Below are 20,748 nucleotides of genomic sequence, written 5' to 3' on the forward strand. Positions count from 1 at the left end.
GCGTCAAACGTAAGCTATGCGCTGCGGATCAGTTGAAGTGCGGCGGCGGGATCGAGCCTGCCGTCATAAAGCGCACGCCCAACGATCGCGCCGGCCAGCTTCCTAGCGCGCGGCTCGAGCAGCGCCTCGACGTCGTCGATCGAGGCAAAGCCGCCGGAGGCGATGACCGGAATGGAAATGCGCTCGGCGAGCTCGATCGTGGCCTCGAGGTTCAGACCCTTGAGCAGCCCGTCGCGGGCGATGTCGGTGAAGATGATCGCGGCAACCCCGGCATCCTCGAAGCGCTGCGCGATGTCGAGCGCGGTCACTTGCGAGGTCTCCGCCCAGCCTTCGACCGCGACCTTGCCGTCGCGCGCATCAAGGCCAACGGCCACCCGGCCGGGGAATCTCTTCGCCGCACCCTTCACGAGGTCGGGATCGCGCACCGCAGCAGTGCCGATAATCACGCGCGTGATGCCTTTGTCGAGCCAGGCCTCGATCGTCTTGAGATCGCGGATGCCACCGCCGAGTTGCACCGGCATGGTGACGGCATTCAGCATCGCCTCGACTGCCTGCGCGTTCATCGGCTTGCCCGCAAACGCACCGTCGAGATCGACGACGTGGAGATATTCGAAACCCTGCGCGGCGAAGGCACGGGCCTGCGCCGCCGGATCGAGATTGAATACGGTGGCGCGCGTCATGTCGCCCTGCTCGAGGCGCACGCAATGGCCGTTCTTCAGGTCAACCGCGGGAAAGAGGATCACGGCTTCCACTTCAAGAAATTCGAGATCAGGGCCAGGCCGAAGCGCTGGCTCTTCTCGGGGTGAAACTGGGTACCGATCGCAGTGTCCTTGCCGACAATCGCAGTCACCGGCCCGCCATAGTCGGCACATGCCAGCACGTCGGCCTCGTTGGCGGCGTTGAGGTGGTAGGAGTGCACGAAATAGGCGTGGCGGCCCTTCGGCCCGAGCGGCAGCCGCTCCAGCACCGGGTGCTCGCGGACGAGATCGAGCGTATTCCAGCCCATGTGCGGCACCTTCAGGTTTTCATCGCGCGGCTGGATCTTCTCGACGTCGCCCGCGATCCAGTTGAAACCGTCGGTCGTGACGTGCTCCTTGCCGCGCGTCGCCATCAGCTGCATGCCGACGCAGATGCCCAGGAACGGTCGCGCCTTGACCCTGACAGCCTCGGTGAGGGCCTCCAGCATGCCATCGACCGCGTCGACACCGCGGCGGCAATCGACGAAAGCGCCGACGCCGGGCAGCACGATGCGATCGGCGCGATACACCGCGTCCGGATCGCGCGTCACCATGATCTTCTGCGGTTCCTCCATGCTGCGCGCGGCGCGCTCGAAGGCTTTGGCGGCTGAATGCAAATTGCCGGAGCCGTAGTCGATGATTGCAACGCTCATCGCGATCCTCCTGGCTCTGGAAACAGTCCGATAATGCCGCCTTGCGGAAGCGGCGGGGCTTTTGAGAACGGCTGGCCAGGAACGCCACGGGTCGGGGGCGGCGCGCCGCGATCGACCGACCGCTGGTCGTTGACGACACCGCGATGGCGCGCCGTCCAGCGTTCGAAGAAGCGGCGTTCGGCAGCTTCCTCGTTATCGGCCACGACGATGTCGAGCTGGCGCCATTTGCGCCGCGACAGCGTCCAGCGTTGCAGGCTGGCGGCCTCGAATCCCATCAGCAGCGCCAGTATCAGGTCAACGAACAGGATCGCGCCGCCGCCGACGCCGAGCGTCGCCAATCCGAAATCGATGACAAAGGTGAGCACGATCCAGCCGATCAGCGCCAGCCACAGCCGATGCCGGGCAAGCCAGATCACGCTCACGACCGCGGCCCAGAAATGGAAGCCGTCGCGCACGAAGGTAAACTTGTCGGTCGCCGCGAGATCGGCACCATCCGCCACGGGGGCGTGCACTGTGTAGACCGGCATTGGTTACTCCGCCGAGAAGCTTGTTTTTTTGAGCACGATCTATCGGAAGACCGGTACCCACTTTTCCGGATCATGCGCCAGGGTCAGCCGCCGAGCTGGCCTTTCGTGGAGGGCACTTCGCCCGCGTTGCGCGGATCGATCGCGATCGCCGTGCGGAGCGCCCTCGCCAAACCCTTGAAGCAGGATTCGGCGATATGATGGCTGTTCTCGCCATATAGGGTCTCGACGTGGAGGGTCACACCGGCGTTCATCGCGAACGCGTTGAACCACTCGCGCACCAGCTCGGTGTCAAATTCCCCGATCTTGTGGCGCGGGAATTCGACCTTGAACACCAGGACTGGACGGCCGGAAATGTCGATCACGACGCGCGACAGCGTCTCGTCCATCGGCATGTGGATCGAGGCATAGCGGGTGATGCCGGCCATGTCGCCGAGCGCCTGCTTCACGGCTTGCCCGAGCGCGATCCCGACGTCCTCGGTGGTGTGGTGGTAATCGACATGGAGGTCGCCATCCGCCTTCACCGCGATGTCGATGCGCGAATGCCGGGCCAGGAGGTCGAGCATATGGTCGAAGAAGCCGATCCCGGTCGAAACCGTGGATATGCCTGCCCCGTCGAGGTTGACCGTCACCTCGATGTCGGTCTCCTTGGTCTTGCGCTTGATGGTTGCGGTGCGCATGAAAATGAGCTTTCCCGTGCCGAAATCGTGGGCCTTTTAACAGGCCGATGGCACCTTCGCTACTGCGGGATGACGCCGAAATGCCCCGACTTCGGGGCATGGTGACCGGAATTTTCACTCGAAAACGCTCCAAATGGCCCGATTGTAACCCCCTGCCCGACCGCCTAAATCTGCCCGGAAGAGAGGTAACCTATGCAAGCATCCCAAAATGAGCTGCCGGTCTGGCATGGCACCACGATTTGCACGGTCCGCAAGGGCGGCAAGGTGGTGATCGGCGGCGACGGGCAGGTCTCGATCGGCCAGACCGTGATCAAATCCAACGCCAAGAAGGTCCGCCGGATCGGCAAGGGCGACGTGATCGGCGGCTTTGCCGGTGCCACAGCCGATGCCTTCACCTTGTTCGAACGGCTGGAAAGCAAGCTGGAGCAATATCCGGGGCAGTTGACCCGGGCCGCCGTCGAACTCGCCAAGGACTGGCGCACCGACCGCTATCTGCGCCGGTTGGAGGCCATGATGATCGTCGCCGACAAGGACGTCTCCCTGGTGCTGACCGGCACCGGCGACGTGCTGGAGCCCGAGTCCGGCGTGATCGCGATCGGCTCGGGCGGCAATTATGCGCTCGCCGCGGCCCGCGCGCTGATCGATACTGACAAGGACGCCGAAACCATCGTGCGCCGCGCGCTCGATATCGCGGCCGACATCTGTGTCTACACCAACCGGAACGTGACGATCGAATCGCTGGGCGGCTGAGCATGGCCGCCCGCTACCGCTTTCGCTCGATGACGACGGATGACCTGCCGCAGATCAAGCGGTGGCTAGGGCTGCCGCATGTCCGGGAGTGGTGGGGCGATCCGGCCGAGCAATATGCGCTCGTCAGCGGCGACCTCGACGAGCCGGCGATGGATCAGTTCATCGTCGCGACCGCGGACGGCGATTTCGGCTACATCCAGTGCTACGACGTGACAGCATGGAATTCAGGCTTCGGCACCCAACCGGCGGGCACGCGCGGCATCGATCTCTTCATCGGCGAACCCGGCATGATCGCGCATGGCCACGGCGCAGCACTGATCCGTGACTTTATCGACCACCAGGTGGCGCGGGCCGCTCCGCGTGTCGTCACCGACCCCGATCCGGCCAATACGCGGGCGGTGAGCGCCTATGAGAAAGCGGGCTTCCAGAAGACACACATGGTCGATATGCCCGACGGAGCGGCGCTGCTGATGATCCGCGAGACCTGACCCCCAATGTCGCAGGCGCGGAACGGCGCTTGCCGAGACAGTTCTTTCAACCTAGCTAGAGCCAATGACCGACTTCTCCCCCCGTGAAATTGTTTCTGAACTTGACCGCTTCATCGTCGGCCAGGCCGATGCCAAGCGCGCCGTGTCGATCGCCCTGCGCAACCGCTGGCGGCGGCTGCAGCTTGCCGGTTCCCTGCGCGAGGAAGTTCTGCCCAAGAACATCCTGATGATCGGGCCGACCGGTGTCGGCAAGACCGAGATCGCTCGGCGGCTGGCCAAGCTAGCGGCTGCCCCGTTCCTCAAGGTCGAAGCCACCAAATTCACCGAGGTCGGCTATGTCGGCCGCGACGTCGAGCAGATCATCCGCGATCTCGTCGAGGTCGCGATCGCACAAGTGCGCGAGCGCAAGCGCAAGGACGTCCAGGCCCGTGCCCAGCTCGCCGCCGAAGAGCGCGTGCTGGATGCGCTGGTCGGCGCAAGCTCCAGTGCCGCGACGCGGGAATCGTTCCGCAAGAAGCTGCGCGCCGGCGAGCTCAACGACAAGGAAATCGAGATCGAGACCCAGTCGTCCGGCGGCGGCATGCCGATGTTCGAGATTCCCGGCATGCCCGGCGCGCAGATGGGTGCGGTCTCGCTCGGCGATATCTTCGGCAAGATGGGCGGCCGCAGCAAGACCCGCCGCCTGACGGTCGAAAGCTCGCACGAGATCCTGGTCAACGAGGAATCCGACAAGCTGCTGGATACCGACCAGCTGGTACTGGAGGCGATCAACGCGGTCGAGAACAACGGCATCGTCTTCCTCGACGAGATCGACAAGATCTGCGTGCGGGAGAACCGCGCCGGCGGTGACGTCTCGCGCGAAGGCGTGCAGCGCGACCTGCTGCCGTTGATCGAGGGCACCACGGTCTCGACCAAGCATGGTGCGGTGAAAACCGACCACATCCTGTTCATCGCCTCGGGCGCCTTCCATATCGCAAAGCCGTCGGACCTGTTGCCCGAGCTGCAGGGCCGCCTGCCGATCCGCGTCGAGTTGCAGGCGCTGACCCGCGACGACATGCGCCGTATCCTGACCGAGCCCGAGGCGTCGCTGATCAAGCAATATATCGCGCTGCTGAAGACCGAGGGCGTGACGCTCAACATCACCGACGGCGCGATCGACGCACTGGCCGACGTCGCCGTCGCCGTCAATTCGACGGTCGAGAACATCGGCGCGCGGCGGCTCCAAACCGTGATGGAGCGGGTGCTGGACGAGATTTCCTTCACGGCTCCCGACCGCAACGGCGAGACCATCCAGGTCGACGCCGATTATGTGACCAAGCATGTCGGCGATCTCGCCAAGAACACCGATCTGAGCCGGTTTATTTTGTAGTCGGATCCCTCGCCGTCGTCCCGGCGAAGGCCGGGGCCCATATGTGGACGGCCCCCGTGGCACAAGAGCTTTTTGAGCGGATCGGATCGCTTGCATCCATATGTCCGGCCTTTTGAGTGCGATCGGATGGATCGCTGGCCAAGATGGTTTGCGCGATGCGAGTTCCAAACAACCACGCGGCCTGTTGACGGCCGATGGGTCCTACGGACTGTCTCGCATCGTTGCTCGATCGATCGCTCCATCTGCTCCTGCAGCTCCGGGTCGGCTGACGAGCGAGCCCGCCAGCCGGCCAATCTGTTAGACGGCGACTGCCGCGGTGGCATTGATCCGTGCGGCGTCATAACTCTCGCCGGTCGCCATCAGCTTCCAGGCGATGCGGGCCACCTTGTTGGCGAGCGCCACGGCGGCAAGCTTCGGTGGCTTGCGCTTGATCAGGGCCAGCAGCCAGCGCGAGTGATGGCCGCGCCCGCGTCTGGCCTGCTGGATGACCGCCGTTGCCCCGATCACCAGCAGGCGGCGCAGGTCCTCGTCGCCCGCCCGCGTGATCTTGCCAAGCCTGGTTTTGCCGGCGGTGGAGTGATCCTGGGGGGTGAGGCCGAGCCAGGCTGCGAAGTGACGGCCGGAGCGGAAAGCATGGGGATCGGGTGTCTTCATCACGAGCGTCGTTGCAACGATCGGCCCGACAGAAGGGATCTGCGCCAGACGCCGGCCCACGGCGTCGGAGCGGTGCCAGGCCATCAATCTGGCTTCGATCTCCTGCAGCTCGCCCACGAGTCTGGTGTAGTCGCGGCCCAGCACCGTAAACAGCTCGCGTGCCAGGGCAGGAAGCGTCTCGTCCTGCGCAATCCGCGCCAGCAGCGGCTCGATCTTGTCGGTCCCTTGGGCCCCGATCAGGCCAAACTCCGCCGCATGGCCGCGGATCATATTGCCGAGCTGGGTGCGCCGGGCGATCAATCCAGCGCGGACACCCGTCAGCATCAGCGCGGCCTGCTGCTCGACCGTCTTGACCGGCGCGAACCGCATGCTCGGCCGGCTCATCGCTTCACACAGCGCCTCCGCATCCCGACCGTCGTTCTTGTTCCGCGACACATAGGGCTTCACCAATTGCGGCGCCATCAACTTCACCTCGTGGCCCAGCTTGCGAAGCTCCCGTGCCCAATGGTGCGAGGCCCCGCAGGCCTCCATCCCGATCACGGTCGGCGGCAACTTGGCGAAGAACTCCAGCACCTGCTTGCGCGCAAGCTTCTTGCGCAACACAGGCTGTTCCGCCGCATCAACCCCATGCAGCACAAAAATATACTTCGACGTATCCATTCCAATGCGGATAATCTCTCTCACGGACGGCTCCCTTGTCTGAGATTTGCAACAACCTCATTCTGGCACACTGATGCCGTAGGGGGCCGTCCACACCATCAACCACCGCGGCCCGCGTTGACAAAGACTTGAGCCGATAAAAGACTTGGGCCGACAATCCCTTTACAACTAGCTTTCGTGGTTACGGGTCCCGGCCTTCGCCGGGACGACGCGGTGGACGATTGATGAATCTGCGGGTCTGGGAAAACCCTTGGCGGTTGATGGTGGTCGTCAATGCCGCCGTGCTGCTCGGGGTGTTCCTCGTCAAGATCAGGCTGCCGCCCTACGTTCCCTACATCCACCTGCTGGTCGACTATCACTACGGCTTCACCAAGCGCGCGCTGATCGGCGCCATCGTCTCGTTGTTCACCGACAAGGTGCCGGTGTGGCTGGTGTTTGCGCTGGCCGGCGCGATCTGGCTGATCACGCTCGGCCTGTTCATAAAGCTCTTCCACCGCACATTCGGCTTCGATGATGCGCATTGGCCGCTGTTCGTCTTCATCGCGGGATCGCCGTTCTTCCTGAAGAATTTCATGCATACGCTCGGCCATTTCGACATCTATGGCTGCGCGCTGGCGATCGTGCTGCTGCTGGTCCCGGCGCGCTCGGTTGCCTATGTGCTGGTGGCGGCCCTGTTCTCGATCGTGCTGATCCTGGTCCACCACATCTTCGTCCTGATGTACGTACCGACCATCGCGGCGATCGTCGTGCTGCGGTTCTACCTGGTGCAGGGCGTGACGCCGCGGAATGCGGCGGCCGGGATCGCGGCGCTTGCGGCGGTTAGCATCCTGTTCCTGGTCGCGCAATTCGTCGGCACGGTCGATGTGCCCTATGACGAATTCCTTCGTCATCTGCAGAGCCGGATGGCCGATCCATCACGGACCGATCTGCTTCAGTTCGGCTACATCTGGTATCAGCCGCTGTCGAAGGAGTTTGCCGATACCTGGGCGCGGATGCCATCGAACATCCTGGGCATCCCGGTGTTCGCGCTGCTGATCTGGCTGCACACGCCGCTGTGGCAGTATTTCGCGCGGTTGATCCGTGCGCTCGCAAGCGAGCTGCACCGCCGGATTGTGATCGCCGCGATTATCATGATCAGCGCTGCCTATCTCGTGATGTTCGCGATCGTGTTCGACTATTCGCGCTGGATCTCGAACTGGGCAGTCTGCATGTTCCTGATACTGCACGCCGTGAAGATGCTGCCGGCGTCGAAGGACGTCACGGTGATCCCGGCCGATGATCGCAAGACGACGATATCAGGCTGGATCGTCACGGTGATCCCGCGCGTCGGAATCGTGCGGCCGTTCTGATCTCAGGCGCGCGCGCGTCGGACCCGCACATAAAGCGCGCCCTCACCGCCATGGCCGACATGGGCCTGCTCGAAGCCCACGACCAGCGAACGGAATTCCGGCAGGCTGAGCCACTCCGGCACCTGGCGCCGCAACACCCCGCGCTCCGACTCCGGACCGCCGACCTTGCCCTTGCCGGTGATGACGAGCACAAAGGTAAGCCCGTCGCCGTGGGCGCGCTGCAAGAAGGCGAACAGCATGCGATGCGCGCGGGTTTGCGTCATGCCGTGCAGATCGAGCCGGGCATCGATCTCCTGCTTTCCGCGCGACAGTTTTGCACGATCGCGGCGGCCGATCGGCGCCAGCGGCGGCATTTGCGGCCGTGGCGCCGGAGCGGCCTTCACGGCCGCTGCAGGCTTGATCGGCACAGGTTTGGCGGCAATTTGAGGCCTGCCCGCATCGTGAGATGCCGCATGCGCTTTCACCGGCGCCGGCTTCTTGCGTAGCGGCTTGACCTGTTTCGCTACGCTCTCCCACAGCACGCGTTCCTCTTCGCTCAGCGCACGCCTGCGCCGCGACGGAGCGGGGGGATCGGGAATCGGCGCGGGGCGTTTCATTGATAGCGGTGATGCCGATAGCGCCGGGTGCGCCGCTTTTCCGCTGGTTGCGGAACGGTGGGCCGGGCCTCCGGCAGCGGCACCGCTTTTGCCACAGACGCTGCTTGCGCGACAGGGGCCGGCGCAGGAGGCGCCGGGGGCGTAGCGGGTACGACATCCTTCACGGCTACGGGGCCTTTGGCCGCAGCGTTGGCCGTGTCTTTTGCCGCACTCTTGGCGATCGGCACGCTCTTGCCGACCGGCGCGGCCGGCACATCCGCACGCTTCGCTGCCGGCTTGTCTTTTTGCGGATCGGTCTGCGGAAACAGCTTTGCGATCTTGGCCGACGGCCGCTCGTCCGGGATCGGCAGCTTGCGGCCACGGGTGACGGGATCGAGACCCTTCGGCACCAGCATGACGAACTGCATGTTGTGCCGCAGCCGGCCCGATACCTTGCCGGCGTCCGCGCCCGCGCCGAAATAGAGGTCGGCGCGCGCCGGGCCCGTGATCGCAGATCCCGTGTCTTGCGCGATCATCAACCGGTGGAACGGCGTCTTCGACTGCTCGGAGTCGATCGGCAGTTCGCCCTCGATGAAGAACGGCGTGCCATAGACATGCAGCGCCTTGTCGACGGCGATCGAGCGGCCCGGCGTCAGCGGCACGCCCTGCGCGCCGACCGCTTCATCCTTGTCCGACAGCCGAACTTCGCGGAAGAACACGTAGGAGCGATTCTGTCGCCGCAGCTCGTTAGCCCCGGCCGGATTCTGCTCCATCCACTCCCTGATCTTCTGCATCGACATCTGGTCCTTCGGGATGATGCCGCGGTCGATCAGAATGCGTCCGACCGCCGTATAGGGATAGCCGTTGTGCGCGTCGTAGTTGATGCGCAGCGTGGTGCCGTCGGTCAGCTTGATCCGCGCGGAGCCCTGGATCTGCGCGAACAACAGATCGGTCTGGCTCTTGAGCCAGCAAAGCTCCAGGCCGCGACCCGCGATCGCACCATCCTCGATCTGGGCACGATCGTAATAGGGCACGAGCTTGCGCCGGCCGATCTTGCGGTACACCGCGCCACCATTGGGCAGGCCGGTCGAATCCTGCGTCTTGCCGCGCACGAACAGGTTGGACGGACGGCGATAGACCGGGACGTTGTAGACATCGGTCTGGGTCCGCGAACCCTCAAGCACCGGCTCGTAATAGCCGGTGACAAAGCCCGCGTCTTCGCCGAGCCGCGAGATGCGCAAGGGCACGAAATTCTGCTCGAAGAAGTCCTTCGCCTTGCTGCTGTCGGAGAGCTCGAGCCCCCTGGCGATCCGGCAGGGATCGCGCAGTGAGCTTCCGAGCGCCTTGGATTCCAGCGGCACGCCCTGCTGGGCAGCGATCGGCTTGCAACTCGTCCGAAATGCCTTGTAGGCGGCGAGATGATCGTCATCGTTCCAGCCGGGGATATCGGCCCAGGTCAGCGGTTGATACTGGCTGCCACTGACTTGCAGCGGCAATTCCAGATTGGGATATGGAATCTGGCGCGCTCGCTCGGGCGGTGAAGCGTGCCGATGGTATCTGTAGCGCGCCGCTATGGCCGCCGTCGAACACAGGACAGCCAATGCGCAACACGCAATGGCGAGGCGCCCATAGCTGAGACGTTTAGTGAGCGCTTCCAGTACCAACCAGCTTCCAGTTCGGATCGCGGGAAGTCGCGTCACGGGCGAATGTCCAGACGTCGGTGATGTCGGCCACCTTGTCCGGACTGCCGTCGACAATCGTGCCCGCCTTGTCGCGCGTGACTGAAATCATCTGCGACACGAAGCGGACCGTCAGCTGCGCCGAACGGTCGCGCGTCTCCGCATTGACGATCTCGGCCTTGTCGATCGAGACGAACCGCGTCTCGGTCTTTTGCTCGTGCTTTTCGCGATCCTTGATCGCAGCCTCGAAGCTGTCATTGACCTCGGGCGACAATAGATCCTTCAGCGCACGGCGGTCGCCATTGGCAAAGGCCAGCACGATCATTTCGTAGGCCGAGCGCGCGCCGGACAGGAAATGCTGCGGATCGAACGAGGAGTCCTGGGCGGCTATCGCGTCGAGGCCCTGCGCCAGCGGCGTGCCCGGCTCGGCGACACCCTTCCAGCGATCCGACGGTTCGGCAGGCCCGGCCGGCGGCGGTGCCGGCGGCTGATCGATCACCGAGCCTGGAATCGGAACCACATTGTTGTCCTGGCTGCGCTGCAAGACGTTGGGCGCGGCGCGATCGTAGGGCGGCCGCTCGCTTCCGGTGCGCTGTCCGAGGACGCTGCGCAGGCGCAGGAAGATGAACACAGCCAGCGCCAGGAAGATGATGGTGTAGATATCCACGTGGAATTCGCTTTCTGGTCTCTGCCGGCAACGGGCCGGCCGTACAAGTGTTCCCGGTCGGGAACGGCAGAGATTACATCACCGGTCAGGTCAGCTGCATCTAGGCACGAAACTATGCCCGGCCAATGGCGCTTTTTGGCACGGGCAATTGTAGCGCGTTTTACCGGCGGGGGGAAACCCGTTCCTATCAGGAAATCGCGCATATTCAATAATTTAGGCAGCCGTTAAGGCCTGAGGCAGACCGCCTCAACCCCTCCTTGCACTGGAATTTGCCGCAGCCGGCGGGCACACTTTGACTTGTCGTCCTTGTCGACCGAGCCGGGCCTATGATAGCCACTCGCGCGGCATCGGCATTCCCAAAACCTTAACGCGTGCCGTCGGACATCCTGTCCATCGAGCGCCGCTCCAGGAGACATTTCATGACCAACGGCAACGGCGCACCCGTCGAACAGGCCCCGCCCCAGCTCAATGTGCTGGCGCAATACACCAAGGACTTGTCGTTCGAGAATCCGAACGCGCCCGCCTCGCTCGGCCAACAGCAGCAGCAGCCGGCGATCAACATCCAGATCAACGTCTCCGCCAACAACCTCTCGGAAAACGAGTTCGAGGTGATTCTGTCGGTCGAGGGCAAGGCTGAGAGCGCCGGAAAGGTGATGTTCAGCTTCGATCTGGCCTATGCCGGCGTGTTCCGGATTGTGAATGTTCCAGCGGAGAACCTGCACCCGCTGGTCATGATCGAGTGCCCGCGACTGCTGTTCCCGTTCGCGCGCGAGATTGTCGCGACCTCGGTCCGCGACGGTGGCTTCCCGCCCTTAATGCTCGATCCGGTCGATTTTGTCGGTCTCTACCGCCAGAACATGGAGCGGCAGGCTGCCGCCCAGGCCACGTCCGGCATCAACTGAGCTGATCCAGGCCGTTTTCAAGCGAAACGACCGTCCAACGAATTCGGCTCTGATCCAATCAGGGCCGAAACGTCTTTAGGCGGCCGGGGCAGCCACCAGTGCCGGCGGCAAATAGTCATTCCAGATCGGTTTGTCGCCCAAGGTCGCGACAAAGGCCCGGTGCGCCTCGCGGTCGGCGTCGCTGACCCGCGCCGCCAGTGGAATCTCCCGCTGCCGCCGCGGTGTGTCGCTATGGCTGCCGGCGCGCGTGTCCGATGTCTCGGAAGCCAGGATGAGCTGCGACTGCCGCGCTCCGATCAGATCGATATAGACCTCGGCGAGCAGCTCGGCGTCGAGCAGCGCGCCGTGCTTGGTCCGGCGCGAGTTGTCGATCGAATAGCGCGAACAGAGATCATCAAGCCGGTTCGACACACCGGGATGCTTGCGGCGCGCCAGCAGCAGCGTGTCGACCAGGCGGTCCTTCGGGATGGCCTGCCGCTTGATGCGATCGAGCTCGGCATTGATGAAGCTGATGTCGAAGGATGCGTTGTGGATCACCAGCGGCGTATCACCGATGAAGGCCAGGAACTCGTCGACCACCTCGTGAAACAGCTGCTTGCTGGCCAGGAATTCGGTCGACAGGCCATGCACGGCAAAAGCTTCCGCCGGCATGTCACGCTCGGGATTGATGTAGACGTGATAGCTCTGCCCGGTCGGCATGCGATTGTACATCTCCACGCAGCCGATCTCGACCAGGCGGTCGCCGCGCAGCGGATCAAGGCCGGTGGTTTCGGTATCGAGAACGATTTCGCGCATGAGATATAGGACCGGAAAAGCGGCGAATCAGGTGCGCCGCCTCGGCATCTTAACAACCTCATCCAGAATGTCGCGGATACGCGCGCGCACGGGATCAAGTCCGTGCGAGGTATCCACTATGAAATCCGCGCGCTTGCGCTTCTCCGCGTCCGGCATCTGCCGCGCGATGATGGCATCGAGTTTCTCGGCATCCATGGTGCCCCGCGCCAGCACACGCTCGCGCTGCAGCTCCGGCGAGGTGGTGACGACGACGACCGCATCGACACGCTTTTCTCCGCCGGTCTCGAACAGGAGCGGCACATCGACGACGACAACCGGCGCGTCAGCGGTCTCGGCATCGGCGAAGAATTTCTGGCGAGAGGCTCCCAGCATCGGGTGCACGATCTGCTCGAGCTGCCTCATTGCCGGCGCGTCGTGCACCACCCGCGCCGAGAGCTTTGCACGATCGACCTTGCCGCCGGCGGTGGTACCGGGAAAGGCGGCCTCGATCGCCGGCGCTGCCTCGCCCTCGTACAATTGATGCACGGCCGCATCCGCGTCATAGACCGGCACACCGGCTTCCATGAACAGCTTCGCCGTGGTGGATTTTCCCATCCCGATCGAGCCGGTCAGTCCAAGGATCAACATCGGATCAGCGTCTTTCCATCACCCTGCTCTTCATCGGCGTCTCACACCGCGAGCAGTTGCTCGCTTCGCAGGAACGCAAGCAGCGACAACAGCGGCATGCCGAGAATGGTAAAATGATCGCCCTCTATACGCTCAAACAAGTGCACGCCCAGGCCCTCGAGCTGATAGGCGCCGACACTGGTCGTCACGGCATCGCCAGCCTTGTCGAGATAAGCGTCGAGCTGGTTTTCGGTCAATGCCCGCATCGCCATGCGTGCGACGCTGACATCCGAGAACAGGATCTTGCCATCCCGCGCCACCGCCACGGCCGAATGCAACTCATGGACCTGGCCTGCAAGCAGGCCCAACTGCTCGGCAGCTTGCGCACGGCCGGCCGGCTTGCTGAACATCCGCGGCCCCAGTGCCAGCGTCTGGTCGGCGCCGATTACAAATTGGCCTGGCTTCTGTCGGGATACGAACAGCGCTTTTTCACATGCCAGCAGCGATGCGATTTCGGCCGGCGCGGTGCGACCGGAGCTTTTCTGCACCGCGCGCTCGTCGATGTCGGCCGGCAGCGCCTCGAAATCGAGACCGGCGTTTTCCAGCAACATACGTCGCGCACGGCTTTGCGACGCCAGGACCAGCTTCTTTTGTCCACGCCAGATGCTCATGAGACGGTTATTCCAGCGGCCGTGCGCGCTGGCGATCGGCATAGAGCTTCATGATCGCCGCCGCAGTCTCTTCGATTGAGCGCCGTGTCACGTCGAGCAGCGCCCAATTGAACTTTGCGCTGAGCCGCCGCGCGAAGGCGACTTCGTCAGCCACCGCCTGTTTGTCGATATAGGTGTCGTTGTCGCGGTCACCCATGCTGAGTAGACGGTTCTGCCGGACCTGGATCAGTCGCTCCGGTGTCGCATGCAGGCTGACCACCAGCGGCTTCTTCAATGTCTCGAGCTGATGCGGCAGCGGGATGCCCGGCACCAGGGGCACGTTCGCCGTACGGATGCCGCGGTTGGCAAGATAGATCGAAGTCGGCGTCTTCGACGTGCGCGACACGCCAACCAGCACGACATCGGCCTCCTCAAGGCCTTCGACCTGCTGTCCGTCGTCATGCATCATGGTGAAATTCAGCGCATCGATGCGGCGGAAATATTCCGCGTTGAGCACGTGCTGCGCACCGACGCGGCCCGTAGTCCCGGCACCCAGATACGCCTCGAACAATTGCATCACCGGCCCAATGATCGACAGACTAGGAACGTTGATTTCCTTGCACTTGCCTTCGAGCCGGCCAACGAGATCCTTCTCCAGCAATGTGAACAGCACGATCCCGGGCGATTCCTCGATCTCGTCGAGCACACGATCAAGCTGCTTCTGGCTGCGCACCAGCGGATAGACATGCTCGACTGCGGTGACGTTGGCATATTGCGCGGCGACCGCACGCGCCACGGTGATCAGCGTCTCGCCGGTCGAATCCGACACCAGATGCAGATGGAAATAGTTCGAGCTCGTGGCCACCAAAACCCCTGCCTATCCTGTGAGTCGCTGTGGAGGCCGGGGAGGAGATTCCGGGGCCAAGGACCGGCTCCTGTATATCTCATCCTTTTCTGCACAGCGCCTCTTGAGAGGATAAATCAAAATCACCGGGAGCGATGATAGTGAACATGTGTGGATTTGTCTCTTGATAAGCTGGCCACAGCCCGCCGCAAGCAATTGAGTCAAACCGACGAATCCGGATGACCAGGCGTGCCCGCCGAGATGTTGAGGGATGTGGAGAAACTGCCGAGAACGGCTGGACGGTTTTTTATGAGTCTAATCCACGGTCACTTAGACTCAAACTAAGATTCTAAAATTTATAGGTTTAGGAAAGCCGAGCATGCGGATAAGTATCGGTCCCTCGCTCGAAGAGCTTTGCTTGCAACGCTGAGACCGCCCGAGCTGTTCCCTGAAAGGCACCCGCGATGTACGAGTGGATCAAGGCGCTGCACATCATCGCCGTCATCTCCTGGATGGCTGGCATGCTGTATCTGCCGCGACTGTTCGTCTATCATTGCGAAGCGGAAGCCGGCTCGAAGCAGTCCGAGACGTTCAAGGTCATGGAACGGCGGCTTTTGAAGGGGATCATCAATCCCGCAATGGTCGTGACTTGGCTGGCTGGCCTGTATCTGGTCTGGGCCGGACACTGGTACCTATCGGGCTGGTTTCACGCCAAATTGACGCTAGTGCTCGTTCTCTCCGGTATCCACGGCTTTTTTTCCCGCTGCGTGAAAGACTTCGCCGCGGACCGGAATCAAAGAAGTCAGAAATTCTACCGTATTATCAATGAGGTGCCGACGCTTCTGATGATCCTGATCGTGATTCTGGTGGTAGTGAAGCCGTTCTAGACGTTCACGATGCCTAGGAAGCGGGCTTCAGTCCTTCTTGCGGAGTACCAATCGATTTTCTATATAGGCGTAATCCCACCCCACGCAGGCGGATGTGGTTGCGTTTCGGTCTTTTTCTTGGACCGGCCGCCGCATCAGGTTTGAAGCCTCATCGGCACTTTCCTGGCTGAGACCTGCGGACCTTCCCTTCGGCGTCCGCTTTTTTTCAAAGCCACCTCGCATCCCTTCCCAACTTACTTCCTCACAGGACTACCCCAATGCGGGAAATTAAACTTCAGGACCTCAAATCTAAAACGCCGGCTGAGCTCGTCTCGTTTGCGGAAGAGAATGGGGTCGAAAATGCCAGCACCATGCGTAAGCAGGAGCTGATGTTTGCCATCCTCAAGCAGCTCGCGATCGCCGAGACCGATATTATCGGCGAAGGCGTCGTCGAGGTTTTATCCGACGGCTTCGGCTTCCTTCGTTCGCCTGACGCGAACTACCTGCCTGGCCCAGACGACATCTACGTTTCACCGTCGCAGATCCGCCGTTTTGGCCTGCGCACCGGCGATACGGTCGAAGGCCACATTCGCAGCCCGAAGGAAGGCGAACGCTATTTCGCGCTGCTCAAGGTCAACGCCCTCAATTTTGAAGACCCGGAAAAGTCGAAGCACAAGGTCAATTTCGACAACCTCACGCCGCTGTTTCCCAATCAGCGTTTCCGCATGGAGCTTGAGGACTCGACCAAGAAAGACCTTTCTGCAAGGGTGATCGACATCGTCGCGCCAATCGGCAAGGGCCAGCGCGCGCTGATCGTGGCGCCGCCGCGCACCGGCAAGACGGTGCTGATGCAGAACATCGCGCACTCGATCACCGCCAATCATCCCGAATGCTATTTGATCGTGCTGCTGATCGACGAGCGCCCGGAAGAAGTCACGGACATGCAGCGCTCGGTGAAGGGCGAGGTGGTGTCGTCCACCTTCGACGAACCCGCCGTGCGTCACGTCCAGGTCGCTGAGATGGTGATCGAGAAGGCCAAGCGGCTCGTTGAGCACGGCCGCGATGTCGTGATCCTTCTTGACTCGATCACGCGCCTAGGCCGCGCCTACAACACCGTGGTGCCGTCATCCGGCAAGGTGCTGACCGGCGGTGTCGACGCCAACGCGCTGCAGCGCCCGAAGCGGTTCTTCGGTGCCGCACGCAACATCGAGGAGGGCGGTTCGCTGACCATCATCGCGACCGCGCTGGTCGATACCGGCAGCCGCATGGACGAAGTCATTTTCGAAGAGTTCAAGGGCACCGGTAACTCCGAGCTGATCCTGGACCGCAAGGTCTCGGACAAGCGGACCTTCCCGGCGATCGATATCTCGCGCTCCGGCACCCGCAAGGAAGAGCTGATCACCGATCCGCAGGTGCTGAAGAAGATGTACGTCCTGCGCCGCATCCTCAACCCGATGGGCACCATGGACGCGATCGACTTCCTGCTCGACAAGCTCCGGAACACGAAGAGCAACTCGGAGTTCTTCGACTCCATGAATACTTGAGGCGAATACCTGAGGCTACGGCCTGAGACGAAAAGGGCGCTTCGCTGGATCGGAGCGCCCTTTTTCATGCTGCGGTATTGCTGCAGCAGAGGTGCAGCAGAAATTGAACCGGTCTATCCGAGCTATCTGTGCGTAAGATATTGATATAATTATATTTATTGTTGCGTCGCCTGCAATAGTCCGGCGCGTTGGGCGGTTTCCGCAGCATAATTGCTGCAGTAGAATCTGGTTATATTGCACCGCAATATATCCTCCGCCTCAGGGGGAGAAGAAACGGCGTTGCCTTTGCCAAAGTGCGGGACCAAATAGGGCATGCATCCGCGCGACCAAACCATCTTTGCACTATCGTCCGGCCGGCCACCGAGCGCGATCGCCATCGTCAGGGTGTCTGGTCCAATGGCCGAGTCGGTCGTCTCGGCGCTGGCCGGCAAGATGCTGATCCCGCGGATGGCGACTCGCGCGCTGCTTCGCCGTTCGGATCGTCAGCCGATCGACGATGCCGTTGTCCTGTGGTTCCCCGGCCCGGCCAGCGCGACCGGGGAGGACGTCGCTGAATTTCAGATCCATGGCGGACGCGCGGTCCTGGCGGCAATGTTCAACGCGCTGGCTGAGTTTGAGAACGTGCGCGTCGCCGAGCCGGGCGAATTTACCCGCCGCGCCTTCGAGAATGGCAAGCTCGACCTGACCGAAGCCGAAGCGCTCGACGATCTCATTCACGCGGACACCGACCGGCAGCGGCGGCAGGCGCTGCGTCAGCTGAAAGGCCTGCTCGGCGGTCGCGCGCGCGACTGGCGTGAGCGGATCATCGCGGCGTCGGCATTGATCGAGGCCGGCATCGATTTTTCGGACGAGGGCGATGTGCCGGCTGAGCTGATCGCGCCGGCGTTGGCAAAGGTCCGATCGCTTCACGACGAGATTCAAAAAGTCCTTGCGGCGCAGGGCCAAAGTGAACGGCTGCGGGATGGCCTGGTGGTCGCGATCGCCGGGCCACCGAATGTCGGCAAGTCAACACTGATCAATCAGCTCGCGCGGCGCGAGGTCGCGATCGTCTCGCCGCATGCCGGGACCACGCGCGACATCATCGAAGTGCAGCTGGATCTCGATGGCTATCCTGTCACTGTGATCGATACCGCCGGCATTCGCGAGACCGATGATCCCGTCGAGCAGGAAGGCGTCCGCCGTGCCCGTGCGCGTGCTGCCGAAGCGGACCTCGTGCTGTGGCTCACGGACCGTGCGGGCGACAGCGCTGCGGGCCAGGGGGCCACACCAGTCTGGCTGGTGCACAGCAAGATCGATCTGGACGCCGCAGGAACGGTCGCACCAGGCAAGGGCGGGGCGGGACCGCAGCTCAGGATCTCGGCGGCGCGGGGCGACGGACTCCCGGAGCTGATCGCTGCGCTGGTCGACTTCGCCCGGGATTATTTCGGGACCGGCGAGGGCGCCTTAATCGGCCGGGCGCGACAACGTGGATTTTTGCAGGAGACCGTTGAGTCGCTCAGCCGCAGCATCCAAGTGGTCGGACAGGGCGAGGAGCTTGCAGCGGAGGAGCTCCGGAGGGCCGCCTATTCCCTCGGTCGCTTGCTCGGACGGGTCGACGTCGAAGACATCCTCGACGTCATCTTTCGGGAATTCTGCGTGGGCAAGTAATATTGCTTTGCTCGGAGACCGACACGCGTGTTTCACGTGAAACAGATGTCGGTTCCTGGCTCTTGGAGAGTTCCGTTTCACGTGAAACACCCTCGGTTCGAGATCCAAGCCCTGTTTCACGTGAAACAGCTACCGCCCTAACTTCCTTCTTCCGGCTTTCATCACTCCGATATAGAAGTCCCGCCATGAATTCACCGGTGGACCCATTTGACGTCATCGTCATCGGCGGCGGTCATGCAGGCTGTGAAGCCGCGGCTGCTTCTGCCCGCATGGGCGCGCGGACGGCGCTGGTCACCCACCGCTTCGCGACGGTCGGCGCGATGTCGTGCAATCCCGCCATCGGAGGGCTTGGTAAGGGTCACCTGGTGCGTGAGGTCGATGCCCTTGACGGTTTGATGGGCCGGGCTGCCGATGCCGGGGGCATCCAGTTCCGGATGCTCAACCGCCGGAAAGGCCCAGCCGTCCGTGGACCTCGGGCCCAGGCTGACCGGAAGCTTTATGCGGTCGCCATGCAGGCCGCGATATCCGAGACCGAGAACCTCAGCGTCATCGAAGGCGAAGCTGACGAGCTGATTGTGTCCGACGGACGTGTGACCGGCATTCGCCTCGGGGACGGCCGGCTTGTCTCCGCCGGCGCCGTCGTGATCACCACCGGCACCTTTCTGCGTGGTCTGATCCATCTCGGTGAGAAGAACTGGCCGGCTGGCCGGGTCGACGAGGCGCCGGCCATGGGTCTTTCGGCGTCTTTCGAGCGAATGGGCTTCACCTTGGGTCGGCTCAAGACCGGCACCCCGCCACGCCTCGACGGCACCACGATTGACTGGTCGGCGGTCGAAATGCAGCCCGGAGACGATCCGCCTGAGCCGTTTTCGGTGATGACCGACCGTATCACGACGCCTCAGATCCAGTGCGGCATTACACGGACCACACCCGCGACCCATGAGGTGATCCGAGCCAATGTGCATCGCTCGCCGATGTATTCCGGGCAGATCAAGAGCAGCGGGCCACGCTATTGCCCCTCGATCGAGGACAAGATCGTCCGCTTCGGCGATCGCGACGGCCACCAGATCTTCCTTGAGCCCGAAGGACTCGACGACCCCACCGTCTACCCGAACGGCATCTCGACCTCGCTGCCGGAGGAAGTTCAGCTTGCGATCCTGGCCAGTATTCCTGGCCTGGAGCGGGTCAAGATGGTCCGACCGGGCTACGCCATCGAGTACGACCATGTCGATCCCCGGGAGCTCGATCCGACCCTGCAGACCAAGCGCCTTCGCGGGCTGTTCCTAGCCGGTCAGATCAACGGCACCACCGGATACGAAGAGGCTGCCGGGCAGGGCATTGTTGCGGGCCTCAACGCAGCATTGACCGCAAGCGGTGCCGATCCGATCGTGTTCGACCGCGCCGACGGCTACCTCGGTGTGATGATCGACGATCTCGTGACCCGCGGGATCACCGAGCCCTACCGCATGTTCACCTCGCGCGCGGAGTACCGGCTGACGCTGCGGGCGGACAATGCCGACCAGCGGCTCACCGATAAGGGTATCGCGCTTGGATGCGTCGGAGCCGCCCGCTCGGAACGCCACCGAACCAAGATGGCGGCGCTGGACGGGGCGAAGGCCTTGGCGAAGTCGCTCTCGATCACGCCGAACGAAGCCGCCAAGCACGGGCTTTCGCTCAATCGGGATGGTCACCGTCGCTCGGCCTTCGAGCTGCTGGCCTATCCCGAGATCGAGTGGGCCGCCGTCCAGGCAATCTGGCCCGAGCTGTCGGCCATTGCCCCTGCGATTGCGGTCCATCTCGAGATCGACGCCAAATACGATGTCTACCTGAAGCGTCAAACCGCCGACGTCGACGCCTTCCGGCGCGATGAAGGCCTTGTCCTGGCCGATATCGATTATGCCAACGTTCCCGGTCTTTCGAACGAAGCCCGCGCCAAGCTCGAGAGGACGCAGCCGCGGACCGTTGGGCAGGCCGGCCGCATCGACGGCATGACCCCCGCGGCGCTCGGCATTCTGGCGGCCTATCTGCGGCGCGAGAACCGGCGGAAGACCGCAAGGGCGACTGCGTAACGTTTCACGTGAAACGGGGCCCCGTCTGTCCGACCACTGG

General features: G+C 62.9%; 21 protein-coding genes. 9 read left to right on the forward strand and 12 right to left on the reverse strand.

Going from position 1 to position 20,748, the window contains the following annotated elements:
- Nucleotides 1-14 precede the first annotated feature (14 nt).
- The 4 genes from hisA to hisB form a co-directional block, all read right to left on the reverse strand.
- Complete coding sequence (hisA, locus tag ACP2YO_RS01080; protein ID WP_426438254.1) at nt 15-743, reverse strand: 1-(5-phosphoribosyl)-5-[(5-phosphoribosylamino)methylideneamino]imidazole-4-carboxamide isomerase; 729 nt, start codon at nt 741-743, stop codon at nt 15-17.
- Entirely contained in the window at nt 740-1,390 is a 651-nt protein-coding gene (gene hisH, locus ACP2YO_RS01085) for an imidazole glycerol phosphate synthase subunit HisH (RefSeq protein WP_426438255.1), read from the reverse strand. Before hisH ends, hisA begins: the two co-directional genes overlap by 4 nt.
- Nucleotides 1,387-1,917 (reverse strand): DUF2628 domain-containing protein, encoded by a 531-nt coding sequence (locus ACP2YO_RS01090; RefSeq protein ID WP_426438256.1) that lies wholly within the window; start codon nt 1,915-1,917, stop codon nt 1,387-1,389. Before ACP2YO_RS01090 ends, hisH begins: the two co-directional genes overlap by 4 nt.
- A gap of 83 nt (nt 1,918-2,000) precedes the next feature.
- The gene (gene hisB, locus ACP2YO_RS01095) at nt 2,001-2,594 is read right to left on the reverse strand and encodes an imidazoleglycerol-phosphate dehydratase HisB (protein WP_426438257.1); all 594 of its coding nucleotides are present in this window, start codon (nt 2,592-2,594) and stop codon (nt 2,001-2,003) included.
- Between the two features lie 192 nt (nt 2,595-2,786).
- Here hisB and hslV point away from each other — a divergent pair, with 192 nt between their 5' ends.
- From hslV to hslU, 3 genes are all read left to right on the forward strand, one after another.
- Nucleotides 2,787-3,344, forward strand: coding sequence for an ATP-dependent protease subunit HslV (hslV, locus tag ACP2YO_RS01100; protein ID WP_426438258.1), 558 nt, complete (start codon nt 2,787-2,789; stop codon nt 3,342-3,344).
- Between the two features lie 2 nt (nt 3,345-3,346).
- The gene (locus tag ACP2YO_RS01105; protein WP_426438259.1) at nt 3,347-3,832 is read left to right on the forward strand and encodes a GNAT family N-acetyltransferase; all 486 of its coding nucleotides are present in this window, start codon (nt 3,347-3,349) and stop codon (nt 3,830-3,832) included.
- Between the two features lie 64 nt (nt 3,833-3,896).
- The gene (gene hslU, locus ACP2YO_RS01110; RefSeq protein WP_426438260.1) at nt 3,897-5,201 is read left to right on the forward strand and encodes an ATP-dependent protease ATPase subunit HslU; all 1,305 of its coding nucleotides are present in this window, start codon (nt 3,897-3,899) and stop codon (nt 5,199-5,201) included.
- 297 nt (nt 5,202-5,498) lie between these two features.
- Here hslU and ACP2YO_RS01115 read toward each other — a convergent pair whose 3' ends face one another.
- A complete protein-coding gene (locus tag ACP2YO_RS01115; RefSeq protein WP_426437609.1) occupies nt 5,499-6,539 on the reverse strand; it encodes an IS110 family transposase in 1,041 nt (346 codons plus the stop codon).
- 200 nt (nt 6,540-6,739) lie between these two features.
- Here ACP2YO_RS01115 and ACP2YO_RS01120 point away from each other — a divergent pair, with 200 nt between their 5' ends.
- The gene (locus tag ACP2YO_RS01120) at nt 6,740-7,864 is read left to right on the forward strand and encodes a hypothetical protein (protein WP_426438261.1); all 1,125 of its coding nucleotides are present in this window, start codon (nt 6,740-6,742) and stop codon (nt 7,862-7,864) included.
- A gap of 2 nt (nt 7,865-7,866) precedes the next feature.
- Here ACP2YO_RS01120 and ACP2YO_RS01125 read toward each other — a convergent pair whose 3' ends face one another.
- From ACP2YO_RS01125 to ACP2YO_RS01135, 3 genes are all read right to left on the reverse strand, one after another.
- On the reverse strand, nt 7,867-8,460 hold the full coding sequence (locus tag ACP2YO_RS01125; protein ID WP_426438262.1) for a Smr/MutS family protein: 594 nt from the start codon (nt 8,458-8,460) through the stop codon (nt 7,867-7,869).
- A complete protein-coding gene (mltA, locus tag ACP2YO_RS01130) occupies nt 8,457-9,935 on the reverse strand; it encodes a murein transglycosylase A (protein ID WP_426438263.1) in 1,479 nt (492 codons plus the stop codon). Before mltA ends, ACP2YO_RS01125 begins: the two co-directional genes overlap by 4 nt.
- A gap of 145 nt (nt 9,936-10,080) precedes the next feature.
- Entirely contained in the window at nt 10,081-10,785 is a 705-nt protein-coding gene (locus ACP2YO_RS01135; protein ID WP_426438265.1) for a Tim44/TimA family putative adaptor protein, read from the reverse strand.
- A gap of 419 nt (nt 10,786-11,204) precedes the next feature.
- Between ACP2YO_RS01135 and secB the strand changes: the two genes are divergently transcribed.
- A complete protein-coding gene (gene secB / locus ACP2YO_RS01140) occupies nt 11,205-11,687 on the forward strand; it encodes a protein-export chaperone SecB (protein WP_426438266.1) in 483 nt (160 codons plus the stop codon).
- Nucleotides 11,688-11,762: 75 nt separating this feature from the next.
- Here the strand turns inward: secB and dnaQ are convergent, their stop codons facing one another.
- The 4 genes from dnaQ to ACP2YO_RS01160 are packed head-to-tail and all read right to left on the reverse strand — an operon-like array spanning nt 11,763 to nt 14,603.
- Entirely contained in the window at nt 11,763-12,482 is a 720-nt protein-coding gene (dnaQ, locus tag ACP2YO_RS01145; RefSeq protein ID WP_426438267.1) for a DNA polymerase III subunit epsilon, read from the reverse strand.
- Nucleotides 12,483-12,509: 27 nt separating this feature from the next.
- Nucleotides 12,510-13,109 carry a dephospho-CoA kinase gene (gene coaE, locus ACP2YO_RS01150; protein WP_426438268.1) on the reverse strand — a complete coding sequence of 200 codons (600 nt, stop codon included), beginning with the start codon at nt 13,107-13,109 and terminating at the stop codon, nt 12,510-12,512.
- Between the two features lie 41 nt (nt 13,110-13,150).
- Complete coding sequence (locus tag ACP2YO_RS01155) at nt 13,151-13,759, reverse strand: Maf family protein (RefSeq protein WP_426443509.1); 609 nt, start codon at nt 13,757-13,759, stop codon at nt 13,151-13,153.
- A gap of 7 nt (nt 13,760-13,766) precedes the next feature.
- On the reverse strand, nt 13,767-14,603 hold the full coding sequence (locus ACP2YO_RS01160; protein WP_426438269.1) for a pyruvate, water dikinase regulatory protein: 837 nt from the start codon (nt 14,601-14,603) through the stop codon (nt 13,767-13,769).
- A 443-nt stretch (nt 14,604-15,046) separates the two neighbouring features.
- Here ACP2YO_RS01160 and hemJ point away from each other — a divergent pair, with 443 nt between their 5' ends.
- The 4 genes from hemJ (at nt 15,047) to mnmG (ending at nt 20,708) form a co-directional block, all read left to right on the forward strand.
- Nucleotides 15,047-15,469 (forward strand): protoporphyrinogen oxidase HemJ, encoded by a 423-nt coding sequence (hemJ, locus tag ACP2YO_RS01165; RefSeq protein WP_426438270.1) that lies wholly within the window; start codon nt 15,047-15,049, stop codon nt 15,467-15,469.
- Between the two features lie 257 nt (nt 15,470-15,726).
- Nucleotides 15,727-16,992 (forward strand): transcription termination factor Rho, encoded by a 1,266-nt coding sequence (gene rho / locus ACP2YO_RS01170; protein WP_426438272.1) that lies wholly within the window; start codon nt 15,727-15,729, stop codon nt 16,990-16,992.
- A gap of 312 nt (nt 16,993-17,304) precedes the next feature.
- On the forward strand, nt 17,305-18,639 hold the full coding sequence (gene mnmE / locus ACP2YO_RS01175; protein ID WP_426438274.1) for a tRNA uridine-5-carboxymethylaminomethyl(34) synthesis GTPase MnmE: 1,335 nt from the start codon (nt 17,305-17,307) through the stop codon (nt 18,637-18,639).
- A gap of 185 nt (nt 18,640-18,824) precedes the next feature.
- The gene (gene mnmG / locus ACP2YO_RS01180; RefSeq protein WP_426438276.1) at nt 18,825-20,708 is read left to right on the forward strand and encodes a tRNA uridine-5-carboxymethylaminomethyl(34) synthesis enzyme MnmG; all 1,884 of its coding nucleotides are present in this window, start codon (nt 18,825-18,827) and stop codon (nt 20,706-20,708) included.
- Nucleotides 20,709-20,748: the final 40 nt, after the last annotated feature.

It is taken from the genome of Bradyrhizobium genosp. P (assembly GCF_049949265.1).
Lineage (GTDB): Bacteria > Pseudomonadota > Alphaproteobacteria > Rhizobiales > Xanthobacteraceae > Bradyrhizobium.

Excerpts from the sequence above, each read along its gene's own strand:
- ACP2YO_RS01125 (WP_426438262.1), bottom strand. The coding sequence starts at position 8,460 with ATGAAACGCCCCGCGCCGATTCCCGATCCCCCCGCTCCGTCGCGGCGC.
- ACP2YO_RS01090 (WP_426438256.1), bottom strand. The coding sequence starts at position 1,917 with ATGCCGGTCTACACAGTGCACGCCCCCGTGGCGGATGGTGCCGATCTC.
- coaE (WP_426438268.1), bottom strand. The coding sequence starts at position 13,109 with ATGTTGATCCTTGGACTGACCGGCTCGATCGGGATGGGAAAATCCACC.
- hslV (WP_426438258.1), top strand. The coding sequence starts at position 2,787 with ATGCAAGCATCCCAAAATGAGCTGCCGGTCTGGCATGGCACCACGATT.
- hisB (WP_426438257.1), bottom strand. The coding sequence starts at position 2,594 with ATGCGCACCGCAACCATCAAGCGCAAGACCAAGGAGACCGACATCGAG.
- ACP2YO_RS01120 (WP_426438261.1), top strand. The coding sequence starts at position 6,740 with ATGAATCTGCGGGTCTGGGAAAACCCTTGGCGGTTGATGGTGGTCGTC.
- mnmG (WP_426438276.1), top strand. The coding sequence starts at position 18,825 with ATGAATTCACCGGTGGACCCATTTGACGTCATCGTCATCGGCGGCGGT.
- hisH (WP_426438255.1), bottom strand. The coding sequence starts at position 1,390 with ATGAGCGTTGCAATCATCGACTACGGCTCCGGCAATTTGCATTCAGCC.
- hslU (WP_426438260.1), top strand. The coding sequence starts at position 3,897 with ATGACCGACTTCTCCCCCCGTGAAATTGTTTCTGAACTTGACCGCTTC.
- dnaQ (WP_426438267.1), bottom strand. The coding sequence starts at position 12,482 with ATGCGCGAAATCGTTCTCGATACCGAAACCACCGGCCTTGATCCGCTG.
- hemJ (WP_426438270.1), top strand. The coding sequence starts at position 15,047 with ATGTACGAGTGGATCAAGGCGCTGCACATCATCGCCGTCATCTCCTGG.
- mnmE (WP_426438274.1), top strand. The coding sequence starts at position 17,305 with ATGCATCCGCGCGACCAAACCATCTTTGCACTATCGTCCGGCCGGCCA.
- ACP2YO_RS01105 (WP_426438259.1), top strand. The coding sequence starts at position 3,347 with ATGGCCGCCCGCTACCGCTTTCGCTCGATGACGACGGATGACCTGCCG.
- ACP2YO_RS01155 (WP_426443509.1), bottom strand. The coding sequence starts at position 13,759 with ATGAGCATCTGGCGTGGACAAAAGAAGCTGGTCCTGGCGTCGCAAAGC.
- rho (WP_426438272.1), top strand. The coding sequence starts at position 15,727 with ATGCGGGAAATTAAACTTCAGGACCTCAAATCTAAAACGCCGGCTGAG.
- secB (WP_426438266.1), top strand. The coding sequence starts at position 11,205 with ATGACCAACGGCAACGGCGCACCCGTCGAACAGGCCCCGCCCCAGCTC.